Genomic DNA, 21,074 nt, shown 5'->3' on the forward strand with positions numbered 1-21,074 from the left:
TATCCTTATACAATGCTTACAGCGCGTTTTTTATCGGTTCGCTTATCGCACCGTAATCATTTATGAATCGCCAGGTCATTTGGTTACCCGCAGAATTGGCAGGCAGCTGTAAAGAGAGCGTTTCGAAAGGACGGATCATATTGAGAGGCACATCATGGCCATCAACAATGACATCCATCACACTGATATGAATCGGGTTTGGATTTTCAGCAATCAGATTTTTCCCTTCACGACGCCACTTAACCTTTGGCGCGGCATCTTCAGGAATAAGGCGAATAGTTGCTGGTCGCCAGAACAGCTTGATACGAGTTTTAACAGCAATTTCCAAAGAGTTAGCCGCTTTATTGGTTGCTGCAGGCGGAATATTTTTGATATTCAGCCAGAAGACGGATTCACGGTCGTCGGGTAATGACATTCCCTTGGTGTGAATAATACGTAATACTTTTTCTTGTCCGGGTTCAAGTCGGGATACAGGAGGTATAACAGTAAAGGGCGCTTTACTTTTATCATCTTTATTAAACGGGTCTACCCATGACTGGATGAGATAAGGGATCTTCTCTTCCTTGCTGAATACAGAAATGGATTTATCTGCATTATTACTCAAGTAAACAACCCGTGTACCGCCAATGACAACGCCTGCATAGGTTAATGTTGACTGGCCTAAAAAAAGGCTTAACATAATCGCGATAAATAATTTGTACAAAATGGTTGTTTTAAAGAGCCTAATTAAACAACTTTTTCTGGACATAAAAACTCCCTGGCCAAAGCCAACTGAATAAAAAGGCTCTGATAAATTATTTCTTATATTCGATAGTAAATTGTGAATCAGCGTTCGCTGTACCCGCTGTTACGACCGCATTTGTTGCAACATAGCGTGCAATAAACTTCATTTCTGCGGTGCCGTCAGCTGCGATAGAGGTATAAGCTGAGTCGTTATAAAGTTTGACCTGAGAGTTGTCAGTCTGGTTAAAGATACGGATACCGACACCTGTTGCCACAATCGCTGCCCCTGTGCCTGTATAATCACCCGGATCGGCAGCTGTTATCGGGGTACCCACTTTCAGGTCACCGTCGCCGCCAGGCGCTTCAGTACCGTCAAAACGAACCGCAGCCTGCGTGTAAGTTGCCGGACATTTTTCCAGTTTAATACTGAACTGCTGTGGCGATGCCATACTGCCTACGCCTGAAAATGCATTTTTACTGACTTTCCCAAGAGGAACGGTTTGATCCGCTGTATCGGAGGTAACTTCACAAGTACTGTCGACAATTTCACCGACGAAGTGAACAACACCATCTTCTGCCAGTGCATGTCCAGCTAGCATTAAAGATGCCAGAGTGAATGCACCGCCTATAATATTACGCTTCATAGAAACTCCATTGATATGATATATCCTTTATCCTGAATCATCACTTATATTGATAAGTGTACTTATGATTCGCGGATATAATACATCAACGAAATATAATTATCTAAAAATAAAATTAAAAACTAAAATTTAAATATATTTTTATTATTTAAATATTATTAAATCGATAATTTTTCAAGTGTGTAATCAGACATTAATAAAAAATCAGAATAAATTCATATCCCTGAGTTTATAGATAAAACAATTATTGACGTTATTGATAAAAAGGGCCGCCAAAAGGCAGCCCTTCGTTCAGCGAATGAATATTATTACTCAACCGTAACCGATTTCGCCAGGTTACGCGGCTGGTCAACGTCGGTGCCTTTGATCAGCGCGACATGATAAGCCAGTAACTGCAGCGGAACGGTGTAGAAGATCGGTGCAATAACCTCTTCCACATGCGGCATCTCGATGATGTGCATGTTATCGCTACCGACAAAACCAGCATCCTGATCGGCGAATACGTACAGTTGACCGCCACGCGCACGAACTTCTTCAATGTTGGATTTTAGTTTTTCCAGCAGTTCGTTGTTCGGCGCAACGACGATAACCGGCATATTCGCATCAATCAGCGCCAGCGGGCCGTGTTTCAGCTCGCCCGCAGCGTAGGCTTCAGCGTGAATGTAAGAGATCTCTTTCAGCTTCAATGCGCCTTCCAGCGCGATTGGATACTGATCGCCACGACCCAGGAACAGCGCGTGATGTTTGTCAGAGAAATCTTCTGCCAGAGCTTCAATACGTTTGTCCTGAGACAGCATCTGCTCAATACGGTTCGGCAGCGTCTGCAGACCATGGACGATGTCATGCTCAATGGAGGCATCCAGACCTTTCAGGCGAGACAGTTTCGCCACCAGCATCAACAGCACAGTTAACTGAGTGGTGAAGGCTTTGGTAGACGCCACGCCAATTTCAGTACCTGCGTTGGTCATCAGCGCCAGATCGGATTCACGCACCAGAGAAGAACCCGGAACGTTACAGATTGCCAGCGAGCCGAGATATCCCAGCTCTTTCGACAGACGCAGACCAGCCAGGGTATCCGCGGTTTCGCCAGACTGCGACAGGGTGATCATCAGGCTATTGCGGCGTACAGCAGATTTGCGATAGCGGAATTCAGAGGCGATTTCAACGTCGCACGGAATACCTGCCAGTGATTCAAACCAGTAACGGGAAACCATACCGGAGTTGTAAGAAGTACCGCAGGCGAGGATCTGAATATGCTCAACCTTAGACAGCAGTTCGTCGGCGTTCGGTCCCAGCTCGCTTAAATCTACCTGGCCGTGGCTGATACGTCCGGTAAGAGTATTTTTGATCGCGTTAGGCTGTTCGTAGATCTCTTTCTGCATGTAGTGACGGTAAATACCTTTATCGCCCGCGTCATACTGCAGATTGGATTCGATATCCTGACGTTTCACTTCCGCGCCAGATTTATCGAAGATGGTTACCGAACGGCGAGTCACTTCAGCAATATCGCCCTCTTCGAGGAAGATAAAGCGACGGGTCACCGGCAGCAGCGCCAGCTGGTCAGAAGCGATAAAGTTTTCGCCCATACCGAGGCCAATCACCAGTGGACTACCAGAACGTGCCGCCAGCAGGGTATCCGGGTGACGGGTATCCATAATTACTGTGCCATACGCGCCACGCAGCTGCGGAATAGCGCGCAGCACGGCTTCACGCAGGGTGCCGCCCTGTTTCAGTTCCCAGTTCACCAGGTGAGCAATAACTTCGGTGTCGGTTTCAGAAACGAAGGTATAGCCACGCGCTTTTAACTCTTCGCGCAGCGGTTCATGGTTTTCGATGATGCCGTTATGCACCACCACAATGTGTTCAGAAACATGCGGATGCGCATTCACTTCTGAAGGTTCGCCGTGCGTCGCCCAGCGAGTATGAGCAATACCCGTACCGCCATGCAGAGGATGTTCTTCCACAGCCTGAGCCAGCATCTGTACTTTACCGAGACGACGCAGACGGGTCATATGACCTTCTGCGTCAACAACCGCCAGACCAGCAGAGTCATAACCGCGGTATTCCAGACGACGTAAACCTTCAAGAAGGATTTCTGCTACATCACGTTGCGCGATCGCGCCAACAATTCCACACATAGTTTTTGATTCCGGTTTATATCGTTGTCGGTCAACCTGTATGCCCGTTTTTTCGGGCGCCCCGAGCCTTGTAGAGAGTGGGGTTATTTTTATAGTTACTGCTTGTGGGAGGGAGATTATGTTATCTCCTCATCCCAGGAGGCCGGATTTACCCAGCCAGAATTATTTTTTCTTTACCGGACGACGCCAGCCTTCTTTTTGTGCCTGCGGCACTCGACTGATGGCTAATGCGTTTTCGCCGACATTACGCGTCACAGTTGTACCCGCAGCAATGGTCGCGCCTTTGCCTACCGTTACCGGGGCGACCAGCTGAGTGTCAGAGCCAACAAAAACATCGTCACCAATAATGGTTTTAAATTTATTCGCACCGTCATAGTTGCAGGTAATGGTTCCCGCACCGATGTTAACGTTATCGCCGATTTCCGCATCGCCCAGGTAAGTCAGATGGCCAGCTTTCGAGCCTTTACCCAGACGCGCTTTTTTCATCTCAACGAAGTTACCGACATGTGCGCCTTCCAGCAACTCAGCACCGGGGCGCAGACGAGCAAACGGGCCGATGGTACAGGCCGCTGCCAGATTAGCATCTTCCACTACGGTATACGGACTAATTTCGCAATCATCGCCAATCACGCTGTTTTTAATCACGCAACCGGTGCCGATTTTCACGCGATTACCGAGAGTAACGTTGCCCTCGATGATAACGTTAGTATCAATTTCAACATCACGCCCGTGGTTAAGCGTACCGCGCAGATCAAAACGCGCCGGATCGCGCAACATAACGCCCGCCAGCAGCAGTTTTTCAGCCTGTTCGGACTGGTAAACGCGCTCCAGACGAGAGAGTTGCAGGCGGTTATTCACGCCTTCAACTTCGCTTAAACGTTGCGGATGAACGGCAACGATTTCACGTCCTTCCTGATACGCCAACGCAATAATGTCGGTGATGTAGTATTCGCCCTGAGCGTTATTGTTGGTCAGCTTCGCCAGCCAACGTTTCATATCTGCGCCGTTGGCGATCAGAATGCCGGTGTTGATTTCCTGGATTTGACGCTGTTCGTCGGTGGCATCTTTATGCTCAACAATACCAGTAACTTTGCCGTTTTCGCGGGTAATACGACCATAACCGGTCGGGTCATCCAGTTTCACTGTCAGCAAGCCAATGCCGCCCTGTGGTTTAGCATCACGCAGGCGTTGGAGTGTTTCAACAGAGATCAGCGGCACGTCGCCGTAGAGCATTAAAATGTCTTCGTCATCGGCGAAAAAAGGTGCGGCTTGCTGCATTGCATGGCCAGTACCCAGTTGCTCTGCCTGAAGCACCCAATTCAGGTTGTCATCTTTCAGCGCCTGTTTAAGCAGATCGCCGCCGTGGCCGTAAACCAGGTGAACGTGCGCAGCGCCTAATTCATTCGCAGCATCAATGACATGCTGAACCATCGCTTTCCCGGCAAGGGTGTGCAGCACTTTAGGAAGATCGGAATACATGCGAGTGCCTTTGCCTGCTGCAAGGATCACTACGCTCATAGCATTATTCAACATACGCGTCCTGACTGTAATTTGAGAACGAATTTAAACCGCTTCACATTGAAAAAACTACATTTTTTTCATCGTGAAATGGACAGGGGATAAATTGCTCAATAACGGATTATCCCCACTGGCGAAAGAGCCATTTTCGACCATCGTCACGCCTTTTGTCTTCATAAAAGTAAGACACCACCTTCATTTAAGCGTCAGGCTGATGTTTTTGCTCTTATTTCGATCAATGAATAAACAGGGAAACCAGCAAAGGATTTCGAGGAGTTATAAAAACGAGTTTAATGCGGGATATAAAAATGCGCAGGATATAGCAGAACAAATCTCGCTGCGGCGCGCAAAAAAAAGCCAGCCTGTTTCCAGACTGGCTTTTGTGCTTTTCAAGCCGGTGTTACATCGCTTTTTTGGTCAACTCGATAACGCGCAGCTGCGCGATCGCTTTGGCCAGTTCCGCAGACGCCTGAGCGTAATCTACGTCGCCGTGAGAGCTATGAATGTGCTCTTCAGCCTTACGTTTCGCTTCCATGGCTCGCGCTTCGTCGAGATCCTGGCCGCGAATTGCGGTGTCGGCCAGAACGGTCACGTTGCCAGGCTGCACTTCAAGAATGCCGCCAGACAGATAGATAAACTCTTCGTGGCCGTGCTGTTTCACGATGCGAATCATACCAGGCTTAATGGCGGTGAGCAGCGGCGCGTGGCCCGGGTAAATTCCCAGTTCACCTTCGCTACCCGTTACCTGGATTTTCTCGACCAGACCAGAGAACATTTGTTGCTCTGCGCTGACGACGTCCAGGTGGTAAGTCATTGCCATATCACCCTCCGATTAAGGCGTTAAAGTTTTTTGGCTTTTTCCACAGCTTCTTCGATGGAACCGACCATGTAGAACGCCTGCTCCGGCAGGTGATCGTATTCGCCTTCCATGATGCCTTTAAAGCCACGGATGGTGTCTTTCAGGGAGACGTATTTACCCGGAGAACCGGTGAATACTTCTGCCACGAAGAACGGCTGGGACAGGAAGCGCTGGATCTTACGAGCGCGCGCTACCACCAGTTTGTCTTCTTCAGACAGTTCATCCATACCCAGGATGGCGATGATGTCTTTCAGTTCCTGATAACGTTGCAGGATGGACTGTACGCCACGCGCGGTGTCGTAGTGTTCCTGACCAACCACCAGCGGGTCCAGCTGACGGCTGGTGGAGTCCAGCGGGTCAACGGCCGGGTAGATACCCAGAGACGCGATCTGACGGCTCAGTACCACGGTTGCGTCAAGGTGCGCAAAGGTGGTTGCCGGAGACGGGTCAGTCAAGTCATCCGCAGGTACGTATACTGCCTGTACGGAGGTGATAGAACCTGTTTTGGTGGAAGTGATACGTTCCTGCAGAACGCCCATCTCTTCCGCCAGGGTCGGCTGGTAACCTACCGCTGAAGGCATACGGCCCAGCAGTGCGGATACTTCCGTACCGGCCAGGGTATAACGATAGATGTTGTCAACGAACAGCAGTACGTCACGACCTTCGTCACGGAATTTCTCAGCCATGGTCAGGCCGGTCAGAGCAACGCGCAGACGGTTTCCCGGCGGCTCGTTCATCTGGCCATATACCAGGGATACTTTGTCGATAACGTTGGAGTCGGTCATTTCGTGGTAGAAGTCGTTACCCTCACGAGTACGTTCACCTACGCCCGCAAACACAGAGTAACCGGAGTGCTCGATCGCGATGTTACGAATAAGCTCCATCATGTTTACGGTTTTACCTACGCCCGCACCACCGAACAGACCAACTTTACCGCCCTTAGCGAACGGACACATCAGGTCGATAACTTTGATACCGGTTTCCAGCAGTTCCTGAGAGTTTGACAGCTCTTCGTAGGAAGGTGCTGCGCGGTGAATCGCCCAACGCTCTTCTTCACCGATCTCGCCTTTCATGTCGACCGGTTCGCCCAGTACGTTCATGATACGGCCCAGAGTCGCTTTACCTACCGGGACTTCGATCGGGTGTTCGAGGTCTTTTACATCCAGACCGCGACGCAGACCGTCGGAGGAACCCATTGCGATGGTACGCACGATACCGCCGCCGAGCTGCTGCTGAACTTCCAGCACCAGACGCTCATTACCATTTTGCACCTCAAGAGCATCGTACACGCGCGGTACGGCATCCTGAGGGAATTCGACGTCAACTACGGCGCCGATTACCTGGACAATCTTTCCAGTAGCCATCTTAAATCCTCTACGAAATAACCTGTTTAAACCGCGGCGGCCCCCGAGACGATCTCGGTGAGTTCCTGAGTAATGCTGGCCTGACGAGCTTTGTTGTATACCAACTGCAGCTCTTTAATCAGGCTGCCGCCATTGTCGGTCGCAGCTTTCATCGCCACCATACGGGCGGCCTGCTCGCTGGCCAGGTTTTCAACCACGCCCTGATAAACCTGAGATTCGACATAACGACGCAGCAGGGTATCCAGCAACGCCTTCGGATCGGGTTCGTACAGGTAATCCCAGGATTTATGTTTCAGATCATCATCATCTGACGCCGGTAACGGCAGCAGCTGGCTGATGGTCGGAACCTGAGACATGGTGTTAATAAATTTGTTGCTGACAATGTAAAGCTTGTCCAGACGGCCTTCGTCGTAGGCCTGCAACATCACTTTTACCGGACCGATCAGTTCGGACAGGGAAGGGTTATCCCCCATGCCGGTGACCTGGGCAACAACATTGCCGCCCACGGAGTTGAAGAACGACACGCCTTTCGAGCCGATCATTGCGAGGTCGCATTGAACGCCTTTGTCGGTCCAGGTCTTCATTTCCGCCAGCAGTTTTTTGAACAAGTTAATGTTCAAACCACCGCACAAACCACGGTCGGTCGACACCACCAGGTAGCCCACGCGTTTAACGTCGCGGTCTTCCAGGTATGGGTGCTTATATTCCAGATTACCGTGTGCAAGGTGACCAATCACTTTGCGCATGGTTTCTGCATAAGGACGGCTGGCCGCCATGCGATCCTGCGATTTACGCATTTTGGAAGCGGCGACCATCTCCATCGCTTTAGTGATCTTTTGCGTGTTCTGGACGCTTGCGATCTTACTACGTATCTCTTTTGCGCCGGCCATGAGCTTCTCCTCAATGCCTTGCGGCCTGCCCTAAGGCAAGCCGCCAGACGTTACCAGGATTGGGTTGCTTTGAAGGAATCGAGGATGCCTTTCAGCTTGCCTTCGATTTCGTCGTTGTAGCCACCGGTCTGGTTGATCTCTTGCATCAACGGAGCGTGATCACGGTCGACGTAAGCCAGCAGAGCGGCTTCGAAGCTGCCGATTTTCGACAGTTCAACATCCGCCAGGTAACCACGTTCTGCTGCGAACAGAACCAGAGACTGCTGCGCAACGGACATCGGCGCATACTGTTTCTGTTTCAGCAGTTCGGTCACTTTCTGACCGTGGTCAAGCTGCTTACGCGTTGCATCGTCAAGGTCGGATGCAAACTGAGAGAACGCTGCCAGTTCACGATACTGTGCCAGAGCGGTACGGATACCACCGGACAGTTTTTTCATGATCTTGGTCTGTGCTGCACCACCAACACGGGATACGGAGATACCCGGGTTAACCGCAGGACGAATACCGGCGTTGAACAGGTTGGTTTCCAGGAAGATCTGACCATCGGTAATGGAGATTACGTTGGTCGGAACGAACGCAGAAACGTCACCTGCCTGAGTTTCGATAATCGGCAGCGCGGTCAGAGAACCGGTTTTCCCTTTCACTTCACCTTTGGTGAAGGCTTCAACGTATTCGGCGTTAACACGCGCAGCACGCTCCAGCAGACGAGAGTGGAGGTAGAATACGTCGCCCGGGAATGCTTCACGTCCAGGCGGACGACGGAGCAGCAGGGAGATCTGACGGTAAGCAACAGCCTGTTTAGACAGGTCATCATAAATAATCAGCGCATCTTCGCCGCGGTCACGGAAGTATTCGCCCATTGCGCAACCAGCATATGGTGCCAGATATTGCAGTGCAGCGGATTCAGACGCGGTTGCTACCACAACGATGGTGTTAGCCAGTGCGCCGTGCTCTTCCAGTTTACGTACCACGTTAGAAATGGTGGACGCTTTCTGGCCGATAGCGACATAGATACATTTGATACCGGAATCGCGCTGGTTGATGATGGCATCGATAGCCAGTGCGGTTTTACCGGTCTGACGGTCACCGATGATCAATTCACGTTGACCACGACCGATTGGGATCATGGAGTCAACGGCTTTATAACCGGTCTGTACCGGCTGATCTACGGACTGACGTTCGATAACGCCCGGAGCGATTGCTTCTACAGCAGAGAAGCCGTCGTGATCCAGCGGACCTTTACCGTCGATTGGCGCACCCAGAGTGTTAACCACACGGCCCAGCAGGCCACGGCCAACCGGAACTTCCAGGATACGACCAGTACACTTAACTTTCATGCCTTCGGCAAGGTCAGCGTACGGACCCATAACTACCGCACCTACAGAGTCGCGCTCGAGGTTCAGTGCGATAGCGTAACGGTTACCCGGCAGGGAGATCATTTCACCCTGCATACAATCGGCCAGGCCGTGGATGCGGATAACACCGTCACTTACAGAAACAATAGTACCTTCGTTGTGAGCTTCACTCACAACATTGAACTGAGCAATGCGCTGCTTGATCAGTTCGCTGATTTCGGTGGAATTCAGTTGCATGCTCCAGTCCCCTTAAGACTGCAAGACGTCTGCAAGGCGCTCAAGACGACCGCGTACGCTGCCATCAATGACCATATCACCCGCTCGGATGATAACGCCTGCCATTACAGACTTATCGATTTTGCAATTCAGCTTAACTTTGCGTGACAGACGTTTTTCCATCGCAGCAGAAATTTTCGCGAGCTGTTGTTCACTCAATGCAGCAGCGGAAATGACGTCTACCTCAGCGGTAGCCTCACTCACGGCACGCAGATGAATAAACTGCTCCAGAACATCCGGGAGCGCTTTAAGACGACCATTTTCAGCCATAACCCGAATCAGGTTCTGACCGTTTTCGTCCAGTTGCTCACCACAAACTGCGATAAACGACTCGGCGAGCGTTTCTGGCGCCAGTGCGCCAGAGAGAAGCTCTGCCATCTGTTCGTTTTTGGTTACCTCGGCGGCAAACGCCAGCATGTCCTGCCAGCGTTCTACACTTTGGTGTTCGACGGCAAAGTCAAAAGCTGCTTTGGCGTAGGGGCGAGCTACCGTAATAAATTCAGACATCAGCCCCTCCCTCCTTACAGTTCAGCGACAAGTTTATCCACGATGTCGCTGTTAGCAGCTTCATCCACGGAACGTTCGATGATCTTCTCGGCGCCAGCAACAGCCAGGATAGCAACTTGCTTACGCAGCTCTTCACGGGCACGTTTACGCTCGGCTTCAATTTCCGCCTGAGCCTGGGCCACGATTTTAGTACGTTCCTGTTCTGCCTCAGCTTTAGCTTCATCCAGAATCTGCGAGCGGCGTTTGTTCGCCTGCTCGATGATTACCTGGGCTTCCGCTTTCGCTTTTTTCAGCTGGTCGGTCGCGCTGGCCTTTGCAAGGTCAAGGTCCTTATGTGCTCGTTCTGCGGAAGCAAGGCCGTCAGCAATTTCTTTTTGACGTTTTTCGATGGCTGCCATTAATGGCGGCCATACGTACTTCATGCAGAACAGAACGAACAGGACAAACGCGATGGCCTGGCCGAGGATTGTTGCGTTAAGATTCACAGCACAATGCCTCTATTTAGTTAACGTTCTGATATTGCTCTTTAAATAAAAGCAACGCTTACTACGCGACAGCGAACATCACGTACAGACCCAGACCTACAGCGATCATCGGGATAGCATCCACCAGACCCATAACGATAAAGAACTGAGTACGCAGCAGAGGAATCAGATCAGGTTGACGCGCTGCGCCTTCCAGGAATTTACCCCCGAGGATGCCGATACCGATCGCAGCACCGATTGCCGCCAGACCCATCATCACAGCGGCAGCCATGTACAGCAGATCCATATTCAGGTTTTCCATGACAGTCTCCAGTTTGTTTCAGTTAAAACGTAGTAGTGTTGGTAAATTAATGTTCTTCAGACGCCATCGACAGATAGACGATCGTCAGAACCATGAAGATGAAGGCTTGCAGCGTAATGATCAGGATGTGGAAAATGGCCCACGGCACATTCAGGATCCACTGTGACCACCACGGCAACAGACCAGCAATCAGAATGAAAATCAGCTCACCAGCGTACATGTTACCGAACAGTCGCAAACCGAGTGAAACTGGTTTGGACAGCAGGCTTACCCCTTCAAGGATTAAGTTGACAGGGATGAACGCCCAGTGATTGAACGGCTGCAGCGTCAACTCTTTCGTGAAGCCGCCGATGCCTTTCATTTTGATGCTGTAGAACAGAATCAGGATAAATACGCCCAGTGCCATAGACAGCGTTACGTTCACGTCCGCAGACGGAACCACACGCAGTGCCGGCAGACCCAGTACATGTTCAGCAATGTACGGCAGCAGATCGATAGGCAGTAAATCCATCAGGTTCATCAGGAACACCCAGACGAAAATCGTCAGGGCTAGCGGAGCAATCAGCTTGCTTTTGCCATGGTACATGTCTTTCACGCTACCATTAACAAAGCCGATTATCAGCTCAATCGCGGTCTGAAACTTACCTGGCACGCCGCTGGTTGCCTTTTTGGCTACGCTACGGAATAAAACCAGGAACAACAGACCCAGCACCACCGAGAAGAACATGGAGTCAATATTAATTGTCCAGAAGGTGGCTGGGGGGTTATGCGGATCCACCAGCGAGAATGTACGCAGGTCCAGCTGAAGGTTATTCAGGTGGTGTCCTATGTAATCCTGCGGCGTCATATTTTCTGAAGCCATGATGCCTTTTACCCTTTGTTGTTAATTACAGCCGGCGCCAGTATCTGAACCACCAGCACCAAAACCCACGTAACGATCAGCGGCAAGAATACCGCCTTTAAAACCGCCAACGCCACCACCAGTAACACCAACATCGCCAGAACTTTGAAAGCTTCGCCGAAAGCGAACGTCCAGGCCACCCGGCCTTTCGCTGGTGTATGCGCCTGGTGACGCCAGGCAAATATCATAAAAAAAACGTTAGGCAGAAAGACTGCCAGGCCTCCACTTAACGCAGAGATGCCCCAAAAGGGGTCTTTGAGGCTGAACAGCAATCCACTTGCTATCGCCGCCAGTAACTGAACGAGCAGAAGCTTCCGAGCAACGTTTCGACTCAAGAGCGACACAGACATCACGTTTTTCACTCCTGCTCCCTTCGAGGTATGCCGCGTGTCGTATAAAACTTTCTTTAAGGCTTAGAGTCAAGCATCAAAAAGCGGTCAAATTATACGGTGCGCCCCCGTGATTTCAAACAATAAGTAGCCAAAAGGTGAATAAATGTTTAAATATTTTTCCAGTGCATACAATTGCGACTTTTCTGCTAACCGTGGTGGATCATGAAAAACTGTAAATAACGCGTAAACACTAGTGGTAAAGCGTGCTTCAGATCACATATCGAGCATGTTCACTCGTAGCATATTTATTTACTTGGCAAATGATGCCATTGCAAGCTTCTGATATTTCAGTCTAAAAACAGATACTGTTTTCACAAATGACATTTACACAACAAAAACTAGCCATTGACATTCTTAATAAAATTTTAACAGCAAATTATGGTTATTAGCGCCGATTTTTAGCAGCCTGATATTTTCGCTAATGACTTATTTTCTGCTTACCAAAAAAAGCCACGTTAGCTTGTTGATGCAAAAAAGTGAACGTGGCGTTAAATGTAACCAGTTATATCAGTAGAAAACCTGGTTGTTGTTAACAGTCTAACCGGTCAATTTTTTATTATTTTTTTGATAAAAATTAAATTTTATTTGCTTTAATCACCACCAGATGACGTTCGCCATCCAGGGCTGGAACCTGAAGTTTAACCACTGATTCGACCTGATATTCTTCGGGCAACAAAGCGATTTCATCTTCTGGCATTTGGCCTTTCAGCGCATAGAAACGGCCCTGCTCACCAGGAAGGTGGTGGCACCAGCTCACCATATCGTTCAGAGAGGCAAAAGCACGACTAATTACGCCATCAAATGGCGGCTCTGACGGAAACTCTTCTACCCTGCTCTGTACCGGTTCAATGTTTTCCAGTTTCAGTTCATGTTGCACCTGACGGAGGAAACGCACACGTTTACCGAGGCTATCCAGCAGCGTGAAATGGGCTTCAGGACGCACGATGGAAAGCGGTATGCCAGGCAGTCCCGGTCCGGTTCCCACATCGATAAAACGCTCACCTTGCAGATATGGTGCAACGACAATGCTGTCGAGAATATGGCGTACCAGCATCTCGTTAGGATCGCGGACCGAAGTCAGGTTGTATGCCTTATTCCATTTATGCAGCATATTTACGTAGGCAATAAGCTGATTTTTCTGGTGATCGGTAAGCGAAATTCCTGCGTCTTGCAGCAGTGAAGAGAGTTTGTTGAGCACGGTGATTACCTGTTCTTGATGCGTTGCCCAGTAAGCGGGTGCTTACCAGGCATTTTTAATGCGTTATGCGCTACGACGCAGCATACCCTGTTTTTTCAGCCACACCAGTAGAATGGAGATGGCCGCAGGTGTGACGCCAGAAATACGCGAAGCCTGACCAATAGAGGCCGGTTTGTGATCGTTGAGTTTGGCGATCACTTCGTTAGACAGACCGGATACCTGGCGGTAATCCAGCGTCGCAGGCAGCAGCGTGTTCTCGTTACGCTGTTGCTTTTCGATCTCATCTTGCTGGCGCGCAATATAACCTTCGTATTTAACCTGAATCTCAACCTGTTCCGCCGCCTGTTCGTCTGTCAACGCAGGGGAAAACGGCGTCAGCATGGTTAATTTTTCATACGTCATTTCCGGACGACGCAGCAGATCTTCACCACTGGCTTCACGGGAAAGCGGCGCAGTCAGGTGAGCATTCACTTCTGCTGCAGCTTCCGCCGACGGGGTTATCCAGGTCGATTTCAGACGCTGACGCTCACGCTCGATGTTCTCAAGCTTTTCGTTAAAGCGCGCCCAGCGTTCGTCATCCACCAGACCCAGTTCACGACCGATTTCAGTCAAACGCAGATCCGCGTTATCTTCGCGCAGCATCAGACGATATTCTGCGCGCGAGGTAAACATACGATACGGTTCTTTGGTTCCTAAAGTGCACAGATCATCGACCAGTACGCCGAGATACGCCTGAGAACGAGCCGGAGCCCAACCTTCTTTGTCAGCAGACAGGCGAGCGGCGTTAAGACCGGCCAGCAAACCTTGCGCAGCGGCTTCTTCGTAACCAGTAGTGCCGTTAATCTGCCCGGCAAAGAACAGCCCCTGGATAAACTTGCTCTCCAGCGTTGGTTTCAGGTCACGCGGATCGAAGAAGTCATATTCGATGGCATAACCAGGACGCACGATCTTCGCATTTTCCATCCCCTGCATGGAGCGGACGATTTGCATCTGCACATCGAACGGCAGGCTGGTGGAGATACCGTTCGGATAAATTTCGTTAGACGTCAGCCCTTCCGGTTCAAGGAAGATCTGATGCTGATTTCTGTCGGCGAAGCGCATGACTTTGTCTTCGATCGACGGGCAGTAGCGTGGGCCAACACCTTCGATCACCCCTGCGTACATTGGACTGCGATCAAGGTTACTACGGATCACGTCATGGGTTTTCTCGTTGGTATGGGTGATATAACACGGTACCTGCTGGGGATGCTGGGCCGCATTGCCCATGAACGAGAACACCGGCATTGGGTTATCGCCATGCTGTTGCGCCAGCACGCTGAAGTCGATAGTGCGCGCATCGATACGCGGCGGCGTCCCGGTTTTCAGGCGACCAACACGCAGCGGAAGCTCACGCAAACGGCGTGAGAGCGGAATGGACGGCGGATCGCCAGCACGGCCACCGCTGTAATTATCCAGACCGATATGAATTTTACCGTCAAGGAAAGTTCCGACAGTGAGCACGACAGCTTTAGCACGGAACTTAAGACCCATCTGGGTGACAGCGCCGACTACGCGATCGTTTTCGACAATAAGATCCTCAACCGCCTGCTGGAAGATCATCAGATTTGGTTGATTCTCCAGCGCAGTACGTACTGCCTGACGATAGAGCACGCGATCCGCCTGAGCTCGGGTGGCGCGAACCGCCGGCCCTTTGCTGGCGTTTAGTATCCTAAACTGGATACCAGCCTGATCGATCGCTTTCGCCATCAGACCGCCGAGTGCATCCACTTCTTTTACCAGATGTCCCTTCCCAATACCGCCGATCGCCGGGTTGCAGCTCATCTGCCCCAGAGTGTCGATATTGTGTGTCAAAAGCAGAGTCTGTTGACCCATACGCGCCGCAGCCATCGCGGCCTCGGTGCCTGCATGACCCCCGCCAATGATGATGACGTCAAAAGGATCCGGATAAAACATGGTGATTGCCTCGCATAACGCGGTATGAAAATGGATTGAAGCCCGGGCCGTGGATTCTACTCAACTTTGTCGGCTTGAGAAAGCCCCGGGATCCTGGGTATTAAAAAGAAGATCTATTTATTTAGAGATCTGTTCTATTGTGATCTCTTATTAGGATCGCCCTGTCCTGTGGATAACAAGGATCCGGCTTTTAAGATCAACAACCTGGAAAGGATCATTAACTGTGAATGATCGGTGATCCTGGACAGTATAAGCTGGGATCAGAATGAGGGGTTATACACAACTCAAAAACTAAACAACAGTTGTTCTTTGGATAACTACCGGTTGATCCAAGCTTCCTACCAGAGTTATCCACAGTAGATCGCACGATCTGTATACTTATTTGAGTAAATTAATCCAAGAACCCAGCCATTCTTCTGCCGGATCTTCCGGAATGTCATGATCAAGGATGTTGATCTTCAGTGTTTCGCCAATCTGTTTTGCACCGGAATTTTTGAGTTCAGCCTCGAGTTTATCGATAGCCCCACAAAAAGTGTCGTATTCACGACTGCCAATGCCGATTGTGCCAAAGCGTACCGCAGAAAGATCGGGCTTTTGTTTCTGCAATGCTTCATAGAAAGGAGAAAGGTTGTCTGGAATGTCTCCGGCACCGTGGGTTGAGCTGATAACCAGCCAGATCCCAGAGGCAGATAAATCTTCTAACAGCGGACCGTGCAGCGTTTCGGTGGTAAAACCTGCCTCTTCCAGCTTTTCAGCCAGGTGTTCTGCTACATATTCGGCACCGCCGAGAGTGCTGCCGCTGATAAGAGTGATATCTGCCATAAACCGCCACCTTTATTAAGAGTGGCGTATTGTACGCTGTGAACGCGCTGGGATCTACCTGTGGAAAAGTATGGGATTAAAAAAGCTGATCATGGCTTGATGGTACGCATGATCGGGTTCTGCAGGACGATCAATGTCTCAGTGGACTGAATTTCATCAATTGTTTGGATCTTGTTGATAAGTACATGCTGGAGAGCGTCGATCGAGCGGCACATTACTTTTATAAAGATGCTGTAGTGGCCGGTTGTGTAATAGGCTTCGGTGACTTCGTCGAGACTTTCCAGCTTTGCCAGCGCGGAAGGATAGTCTTTTGCGCTCTTCAGGATAATGCCGATAAAACAGCCTACGTCATAACCGAGCTGTTTCGGGCTGACGTCGATACGGGCGCCGGTAATGATCCCCGCCTGCTTCATTTTCTCTACACGAACGTGAATCGTTCCCGGACTGACGCCAAATTGTTTCGCCAGTTCGGCGTAAGCAGTGCGTGCATTACCCATTAACGCTTCCAGGATGCCGCGGTCCAGATTGTCGATCAGATAATTTTCCATAGGATTTTCTTATGTGTATTGATGATTCACTCTATTTTAGCTTTCTTTTTTAATGAATCAAAAGTGAGTGAGGCTTTTTATTGAATGAATATTGCATGTGTGCTGGTTTTTGTTGCTTAATCATAATCAACAGGACGCAGGAGTATAAAAAATGAAAACCGCTTACATTGCCAAACAACGTCAAATTAGCTTCGTGAAATCTCACTTTTCTCGTCAACTGGAAGAACGCTTAGGGCTGATTGAAGTCCAGGCGCCTATTCTTAGCCGTGTGGGGGATGGCACGCAGGATAACTTGTCGGGCTGTGAAAAAGCGGTACAGGTAAAAGTGAAAGCTCTGCCTGATGCCCAGTTCGAAGTGGTTCATTCACTGGCGAAGTGGAAACGTCAGACATTAGGGCAACACGACTTCAGCGTGGGCGAAGGGCTGTACACGCACATGAAAGCCCTTCGCCCCGATGAAGACCGTCTTTCCCCGCTTCACTCGGTCTATGTTGACCAGTGGGACTGGGAACGCGTAATGGGCGACGGTGAGCGTCAATTCTCCACTCTGAAAAGCACAGTAGAGGCGATCTGGGCGGGAATTAAAGCAACCGAAGCAGCTGTTAGCGAAGAGTTTGGTCTGGCACCGTTCCTGCCGGATCAGATCCACTTCGTACACAGCCAGGAATTACTGTCTCGTTATCCGGATCTCGACGCCAAAGGGCGTGAGCGGGCGATTGCGAAAGATCTTGGCGCGGTATTCCTCGTCGGGATTGGCGGCAAGTTGAGCGATGGTCATCGTCACGACGTGCGCGCACCGGATTATGATGACTGGAGCACTCCGTCAGAGCTGGGTCATGCAGGGCTGAACGGCGATATTCTGGTGTGGAACCCGGTGCTGGAAGATGCGTTTGAACTTTCTTCCATGGGGATCCGTGTGGATGCCGACACGCTGAAGCATCAACTGGCGCTGACCGGGGATGAAGATCGTCTGCAGCTGGAGTGGCATCAGGCGCTGCTGCGTGGTGAAATGCCGCAGACCATCGGCGGCGGTATCGGCCAGTCTCGTTTGACCATGCTGCTGCTGCAACTGCCACATATCGGCCAGGTTCAGTGCGGTGTATGGCCAGCAGCTGTTCGCGAGAGCGTCCCTTCCCTGCTGTAATTGTCTATCGCCGCCAGCGTCTGAGCAGGCGGCTTCGCATCCCGGTATCAAAGCGCCAGATATGATCGAAAATGCGCATGATGCCGGGTTTGCCGTGTGCCGACATCGCCACGGCATGAAAGCGATGCTGATGTACCCGCTGCAACTCTTTCACTTTACTTGTCACGTCGTCAGGCAACCGCTGGGCGATAAAATCAGAAATCACCACCGCATCGGCGTCAAACCATTCCCGACTTTGCAAGCGTTCCATAATGGCGCGAAAACAACTGGCAAGATCGGTGCCGCCACGAAACTGCTGACTTAAAAAGCGGATCGCTTGTTCAATACCTTGCGGGCCTGAAAGCTCGTAACGGACGATCTCGGTGGAAAATAACATAATATAGCAGCGTCGATTTTCAGCGAGGGCTATGCGCATTAATGCCAGGCAGAACGCTTTCGCACACTGTTCATTAAAACCGCCCATTGATCCGGAAGTATCCACGCAGACAATAAACGGCCCGCGCGGCTGTTCGTCGTAATCTTTATGCACCACCGGACGCTCGATCACTTTTTCACGCCACGCTTCACCGTGCAGACGATAGGTGAGCAACTGTTTTTCCACCAGCCGACGATAAAATTCATATTCCAGTTCAGTGATGCCCAGCGTCGCCAGTTCCGGCGGCAGAAGGCGTAAAATATCATCGCTTTGTTGCAGGCCATCAACCTGCTCAGGAACGGTTGCCGGTTCGCGCACCATGGTGCGGAAGGTTTCCATCTGTGCATCGTTGCGGGGTATTGATTTGGCCTCCCGCGAACGTCCCAGCTGTTCCGCCAGGCGTTTCAGTTCTGGCTGTTCGTTAAGAAATTCACCGTATTTTACAATCAACTGATAGTCGCCGCGTTTAAGCTGACCGGCGCTCATATCCCACAGACGACCGGCTGCGGTGTTGTTTTCTGCCAGAATCGGTTCTAGTTGCCCACTTAGCGTCATGCGTTCCTGAACTTCGCTCAACAGTTGTTCGCGTTCTTCTTCTAATAACTGTTGATTTAACGTCGTTGCTTGCACGATCAGACTTAAGCGCCAACGCTGGAGAAAAAGCGTGTGCAATGACGGAGTGATAGTGCTGTTAGCATCAACCAGCTGTCGGGCTTGTTCGCCCCACGGAGAATTTAGACGATGCAGTAAGTCCAGAATCTGCGGTAGCTGCACAATAAACTGCGGCGTGGAGAGAAGCTGGCTTTGCTGGTAGCACATGACCTCTTCAGTGAGTTCTGGCGGGACACGCGCATCTTTCAGACGGCTACGCAGCACCTCACGCCAGCGGGGAATATCATCCGTGATTGCAGTCTTGAGGCGCGGGAATTTTTCAAAGAAGATCGCCAGTTGCGGTGATGCCAACAGCGCGATGATCATTTCTTCGATCAACCCCTCTTCGCTGACGGCCAGCATTACATTAAGCGTATCCAGAGTTAGCATTGTTGCGCCTGGCGAATCTGGGCGCCGACATCCTGTAGGCTGGCTTCAATACGACCTAACCAGTCGCCAGGGATAAACAGACATTTTTGCTGTTCGCTAAATAAAACGTGTTGCTTACGCCAGTCGCTTTCAAGCTCTTCCAGTTGTTGTTTTATTTCGCCAGGCAGACCTTCCGTCGATGTGCCGGGCAGCGCCAGAGTTGCCCCCTGCAAACTCACATCGCGTACAACAAGATGTTGGGCGCTATCAACTTCTAAATTCAGCTTCTGGGCAAAACCGATACCGTTCAGTTTGCCGCGAATTTCACCGCCTTTGTTCAACCACTGTTCCAGTGCACTGCGCTCAAAGGAAATATGAACCACTTCTATGTCATGCAGTTTTAATGGTTTTTGCAGCAGCAACGTCAGCGTGGACGCGGTAACGTCGGCTGGAAGTTGGTATTGCGGACGACGGGTGAACATGCCGCCCTGACGAATCACCGTGAAGGCCGTTTTATCGCTTTGCTGTTGCTGGAGTTGCAGGCGAAGCTGCACAATCGCGCTCAGGCGCGTCAACATACTTTGCTGTTGCCAGGCGTGACCGGTCATCAATACGTCTATCTGTTGTTGAATCAAATTCAGGCTTTGTGCGTCATACCACAGGCAATCTTTCAGCAAGATAAGATCAACCGGGGCTACTGACTCACGACCACTAAAAAAGGCGCAGGCTTGTAATAAACGGATCGCTTTTTTCCAGCGACGATCGGAGACGTAAGGCGCATCCGGTAGTTTATCCAGTTGCTGGCGAAGCGTAAAAATCAGCTCAAATACATGATCGGGTAGCGTAATTTCACCAATCTCTTTCTGCCAGCGTTCATATTCTTCATCTGTGACCTGCAAGGCGGCAGGAACCGGATTGTTATTTTCATCTTGTTGATTGGTCAGCATGGAGCGGAAATTCGCTTTATCCTGCACTTTATCTAACCACAGACGAATCAGCATTCGGTCATATAATGCTTCCAGGCTGCTGTCTGCTTCTGGCAATTCGTTGGAGGCCGCCACCAGCAAGCGCATCGGGATTTTTTCGACATGGGCGCCGTTACGGAATTGACGTTCGTTAATGGCGGTTAGCAAGGTATTAAGAATCGCAGGGCCAGCTTTCCAGATTTCATCCAGAAAGACGATTTCTGCTTCCGGCAGGTAACCGCTGGTTAAGCGTTCATAGCGTCCCTCATCTTTTAACGCCTGAATGGAAAGGGGGCCAAAAACTTCTTCCGGGGTGGAGAAGCGGGTCATCAGATATTCAAAATCGCGCGCATTCTGAAAGGCGAATTTTAAGCGTCGGGCAATCAAACTTTTAGCAATACCTGGTGGGCCAAGCAGGAACACGCTTTCACCACTTAATGCCGCTAACAAACAAAGGCGGATGGCGTGACTACGCTCATAAAGCCCCTTTTCCAGCGAACTGCTTAGACGGGAAATTCTTTCCGCTAATAAGTGAGGGTGAGCCATAATGAAGTGGCATCCTTTCGTCAAAAGTTCTGCGTAAACTGCGAGTATAGACGTTTCTTGCTGGTGGCAAAAATAGTCTCAAAGGACGGCTATTTTTCTTTGAGCCAGGT

At 50.4% G+C, this 21,074-nt stretch carries 20 protein-coding genes; 1 reads left to right on the top strand and 19 read right to left on the bottom strand.

Annotated features, from left to right (window positions below):
• Window positions 1–16: 16 nt before the first annotated feature.
• The 17 genes from lpfB-O113 to asnC all read right to left on the bottom strand — a co-directional run bounded on the left by lpfB-O113 (window position 17) and on the right by asnC (window position 16,874).
• Entirely contained in the window at window positions 17–748 is a 732-nt protein-coding gene (lpfB-O113, locus tag H9644_RS12050; protein WP_191774696.1) for a long polar fimbrial chaperone LpfB-O113, read from the bottom strand.
• A 46-nt stretch (window positions 749–794) separates the two neighbouring features.
• Window positions 795–1,367 carry a long polar fimbria major subunit LpfA-O113 gene (lpfA-O113, locus tag H9644_RS12055; protein ID WP_064525917.1) on the bottom strand — a complete coding sequence of 191 codons (573 nt, stop codon included), beginning with the start codon at window positions 1,365–1,367 and terminating at the stop codon, window positions 795–797.
• Window positions 1,368–1,675: 308 nt separating this feature from the next.
• Entirely contained in the window at window positions 1,676–3,505 is a 1,830-nt protein-coding gene (glmS, locus tag H9644_RS12060; protein WP_064525915.1) for a glutamine--fructose-6-phosphate transaminase (isomerizing), read from the bottom strand.
• 162 nt (window positions 3,506–3,667) lie between these two features.
• Window positions 3,668–5,038 carry a bifunctional UDP-N-acetylglucosamine diphosphorylase/glucosamine-1-phosphate N-acetyltransferase GlmU gene (glmU, locus tag H9644_RS12065; protein ID WP_064525914.1) on the bottom strand — a complete coding sequence of 457 codons (1,371 nt, stop codon included), beginning with the start codon at window positions 5,036–5,038 and terminating at the stop codon, window positions 3,668–3,670.
• A gap of 385 nt (window positions 5,039–5,423) precedes the next feature.
• Complete coding sequence (locus H9644_RS12070) at window positions 5,424–5,843, bottom strand: F0F1 ATP synthase subunit epsilon (protein ID WP_191774698.1); 420 nt, start codon at window positions 5,841–5,843, stop codon at window positions 5,424–5,426.
• A gap of 20 nt (window positions 5,844–5,863) precedes the next feature.
• Window positions 5,864–7,246: a F0F1 ATP synthase subunit beta gene (gene atpD, locus H9644_RS12075; RefSeq protein ID WP_000190506.1), complete on the bottom strand. Its 1,383-nt coding sequence runs from the start codon at window positions 7,244–7,246 to the stop codon at window positions 5,864–5,866.
• Window positions 7,247–7,272: 26 nt separating this feature from the next.
• Entirely contained in the window at window positions 7,273–8,136 is an 864-nt protein-coding gene (gene atpG / locus H9644_RS12080) for a F0F1 ATP synthase subunit gamma (RefSeq protein WP_000896498.1), read from the bottom strand.
• A 50-nt stretch (window positions 8,137–8,186) separates the two neighbouring features.
• Entirely contained in the window at window positions 8,187–9,728 is a 1,542-nt protein-coding gene (gene atpA / locus H9644_RS12085; RefSeq protein WP_001176745.1) for a F0F1 ATP synthase subunit alpha, read from the bottom strand.
• A 12-nt stretch (window positions 9,729–9,740) separates the two neighbouring features.
• Window positions 9,741–10,274: a F0F1 ATP synthase subunit delta gene (gene atpH / locus H9644_RS12090; protein ID WP_001288583.1), complete on the bottom strand. Its 534-nt coding sequence runs from the start codon at window positions 10,272–10,274 to the stop codon at window positions 9,741–9,743.
• 14 nt (window positions 10,275–10,288) lie between these two features.
• The gene (gene atpF / locus H9644_RS12095; RefSeq protein ID WP_001052219.1) at window positions 10,289–10,759 is read right to left on the bottom strand and encodes a F0F1 ATP synthase subunit B; all 471 of its coding nucleotides are present in this window, start codon (window positions 10,757–10,759) and stop codon (window positions 10,289–10,291) included.
• A gap of 61 nt (window positions 10,760–10,820) precedes the next feature.
• Entirely contained in the window at window positions 10,821–11,060 is a 240-nt protein-coding gene (gene atpE, locus H9644_RS12100) for a F0F1 ATP synthase subunit C (RefSeq protein ID WP_000429386.1), read from the bottom strand.
• A 46-nt stretch (window positions 11,061–11,106) separates the two neighbouring features.
• Window positions 11,107–11,922 (bottom strand): F0F1 ATP synthase subunit A, encoded by an 816-nt coding sequence (gene atpB, locus H9644_RS12105; protein WP_064525908.1) that lies wholly within the window; start codon window positions 11,920–11,922, stop codon window positions 11,107–11,109.
• An 8-nt stretch (window positions 11,923–11,930) separates the two neighbouring features.
• Window positions 11,931–12,311 (bottom strand): F0F1 ATP synthase subunit I, encoded by a 381-nt coding sequence (gene atpI / locus H9644_RS12110; protein WP_064525906.1) that lies wholly within the window; start codon window positions 12,309–12,311, stop codon window positions 11,931–11,933.
• Window positions 12,312–12,927: 616 nt separating this feature from the next.
• On the bottom strand, window positions 12,928–13,551 hold the full coding sequence (gene rsmG / locus H9644_RS12115; RefSeq protein ID WP_191774701.1) for a 16S rRNA (guanine(527)-N(7))-methyltransferase RsmG: 624 nt from the start codon (window positions 13,549–13,551) through the stop codon (window positions 12,928–12,930).
• Window positions 13,552–13,614: 63 nt separating this feature from the next.
• Window positions 13,615–15,504, bottom strand: coding sequence for a tRNA uridine-5-carboxymethylaminomethyl(34) synthesis enzyme MnmG (mnmG, locus tag H9644_RS12120; RefSeq protein WP_191774703.1), 1,890 nt, complete (start codon window positions 15,502–15,504; stop codon window positions 13,615–13,617).
• A 378-nt stretch (window positions 15,505–15,882) separates the two neighbouring features.
• On the bottom strand, window positions 15,883–16,326 hold the full coding sequence (mioC, locus tag H9644_RS12125; protein ID WP_064525903.1) for an FMN-binding protein MioC: 444 nt from the start codon (window positions 16,324–16,326) through the stop codon (window positions 15,883–15,885).
• Window positions 16,327–16,415: 89 nt separating this feature from the next.
• Entirely contained in the window at window positions 16,416–16,874 is a 459-nt protein-coding gene (gene asnC / locus H9644_RS12130; protein ID WP_000432970.1) for a transcriptional regulator AsnC, read from the bottom strand.
• Window positions 16,875–17,025: 151 nt separating this feature from the next.
• On the opposite strand from asnC, the gene asnA reads away from it, so the two are divergent.
• Window positions 17,026–18,018, top strand: coding sequence for an aspartate--ammonia ligase (gene asnA / locus H9644_RS12135; protein WP_000845136.1), 993 nt, complete (start codon window positions 17,026–17,028; stop codon window positions 18,016–18,018).
• A gap of 4 nt (window positions 18,019–18,022) precedes the next feature.
• On the opposite strand, the gene viaA is transcribed toward asnA, so the two are convergent.
• Both viaA and ravA read right to left on the bottom strand, forming a co-directional pair.
• Window positions 18,023–19,474 carry an ATPase RavA stimulator ViaA gene (gene viaA / locus H9644_RS12140; protein WP_064525899.1) on the bottom strand — a complete coding sequence of 484 codons (1,452 nt, stop codon included), beginning with the start codon at window positions 19,472–19,474 and terminating at the stop codon, window positions 18,023–18,025.
• On the bottom strand, window positions 19,468–20,964 hold the full coding sequence (ravA, locus tag H9644_RS12145; protein ID WP_064525897.1) for an ATPase RavA: 1,497 nt from the start codon (window positions 20,962–20,964) through the stop codon (window positions 19,468–19,470). Before ravA ends, viaA begins: the two co-directional genes overlap by 7 nt.
• Window positions 20,965–21,074 lie beyond the last annotated feature (110 nt).

Origin of the sequence: Escherichia whittamii, assembly GCF_014836715.1 — a bacterium.
GTDB classification, from domain to species: domain Bacteria; phylum Pseudomonadota; class Gammaproteobacteria; order Enterobacterales; family Enterobacteriaceae; genus Escherichia; species Escherichia whittamii.

What these genes read in the sequence shown, in the direction of transcription:
- ravA (WP_064525897.1), bottom strand. Translation starts at nt 20,964, where the DNA reads ATGGCTCACCCTCACTTATTAGCGGAAAGAATTTCCCGTCTAAGCAGT.
- atpB (WP_064525908.1), bottom strand. Translation starts at nt 11,922, where the DNA reads ATGGCTTCAGAAAATATGACGCCGCAGGATTACATAGGACACCACCTG.
- lpfA-O113 (WP_064525917.1), bottom strand. Translation starts at nt 1,367, where the DNA reads ATGAAGCGTAATATTATAGGCGGTGCATTCACTCTGGCATCTTTAATG.
- H9644_RS12070 (WP_191774698.1), bottom strand. Translation starts at nt 5,843, where the DNA reads ATGGCAATGACTTACCACCTGGACGTCGTCAGCGCAGAGCAACAAATG.
- atpE (WP_000429386.1), bottom strand. Translation starts at nt 11,060, where the DNA reads ATGGAAAACCTGAATATGGATCTGCTGTACATGGCTGCCGCTGTGATG.
- atpH (WP_001288583.1), bottom strand. Translation starts at nt 10,274, where the DNA reads ATGTCTGAATTTATTACGGTAGCTCGCCCCTACGCCAAAGCAGCTTTT.
- mnmG (WP_191774703.1), bottom strand. Translation starts at nt 15,504, where the DNA reads ATGTTTTATCCGGATCCTTTTGACGTCATCATCATTGGCGGGGGTCAT.
- lpfB-O113 (WP_191774696.1), bottom strand. Translation starts at nt 748, where the DNA reads ATGTCCAGAAAAAGTTGTTTAATTAGGCTCTTTAAAACAACCATTTTG.
- viaA (WP_064525899.1), bottom strand. Translation starts at nt 19,474, where the DNA reads ATGCTAACTCTGGATACGCTTAATGTAATGCTGGCCGTCAGCGAAGAG.
- asnA (WP_000845136.1), top strand. Translation starts at nt 17,026, where the DNA reads ATGAAAACCGCTTACATTGCCAAACAACGTCAAATTAGCTTCGTGAAA.
- atpA (WP_001176745.1), bottom strand. Translation starts at nt 9,728, where the DNA reads ATGCAACTGAATTCCACCGAAATCAGCGAACTGATCAAGCAGCGCATT.
- glmS (WP_064525915.1), bottom strand. Translation starts at nt 3,505, where the DNA reads ATGTGTGGAATTGTTGGCGCGATCGCGCAACGTGATGTAGCAGAAATC.
- atpI (WP_064525906.1), bottom strand. Translation starts at nt 12,311, where the DNA reads ATGTCTGTGTCGCTCTTGAGTCGAAACGTTGCTCGGAAGCTTCTGCTC.
- asnC (WP_000432970.1), bottom strand. Translation starts at nt 16,874, where the DNA reads ATGGAAAATTATCTGATCGACAATCTGGACCGCGGCATCCTGGAAGCG.
- mioC (WP_064525903.1), bottom strand. Translation starts at nt 16,326, where the DNA reads ATGGCAGATATCACTCTTATCAGCGGCAGCACTCTCGGCGGTGCCGAA.
- glmU (WP_064525914.1), bottom strand. Translation starts at nt 5,038, where the DNA reads ATGTTGAATAATGCTATGAGCGTAGTGATCCTTGCAGCAGGCAAAGGC.
- atpG (WP_000896498.1), bottom strand. Translation starts at nt 8,136, where the DNA reads ATGGCCGGCGCAAAAGAGATACGTAGTAAGATCGCAAGCGTCCAGAAC.
- atpD (WP_000190506.1), bottom strand. Translation starts at nt 7,246, where the DNA reads ATGGCTACTGGAAAGATTGTCCAGGTAATCGGCGCCGTAGTTGACGTC.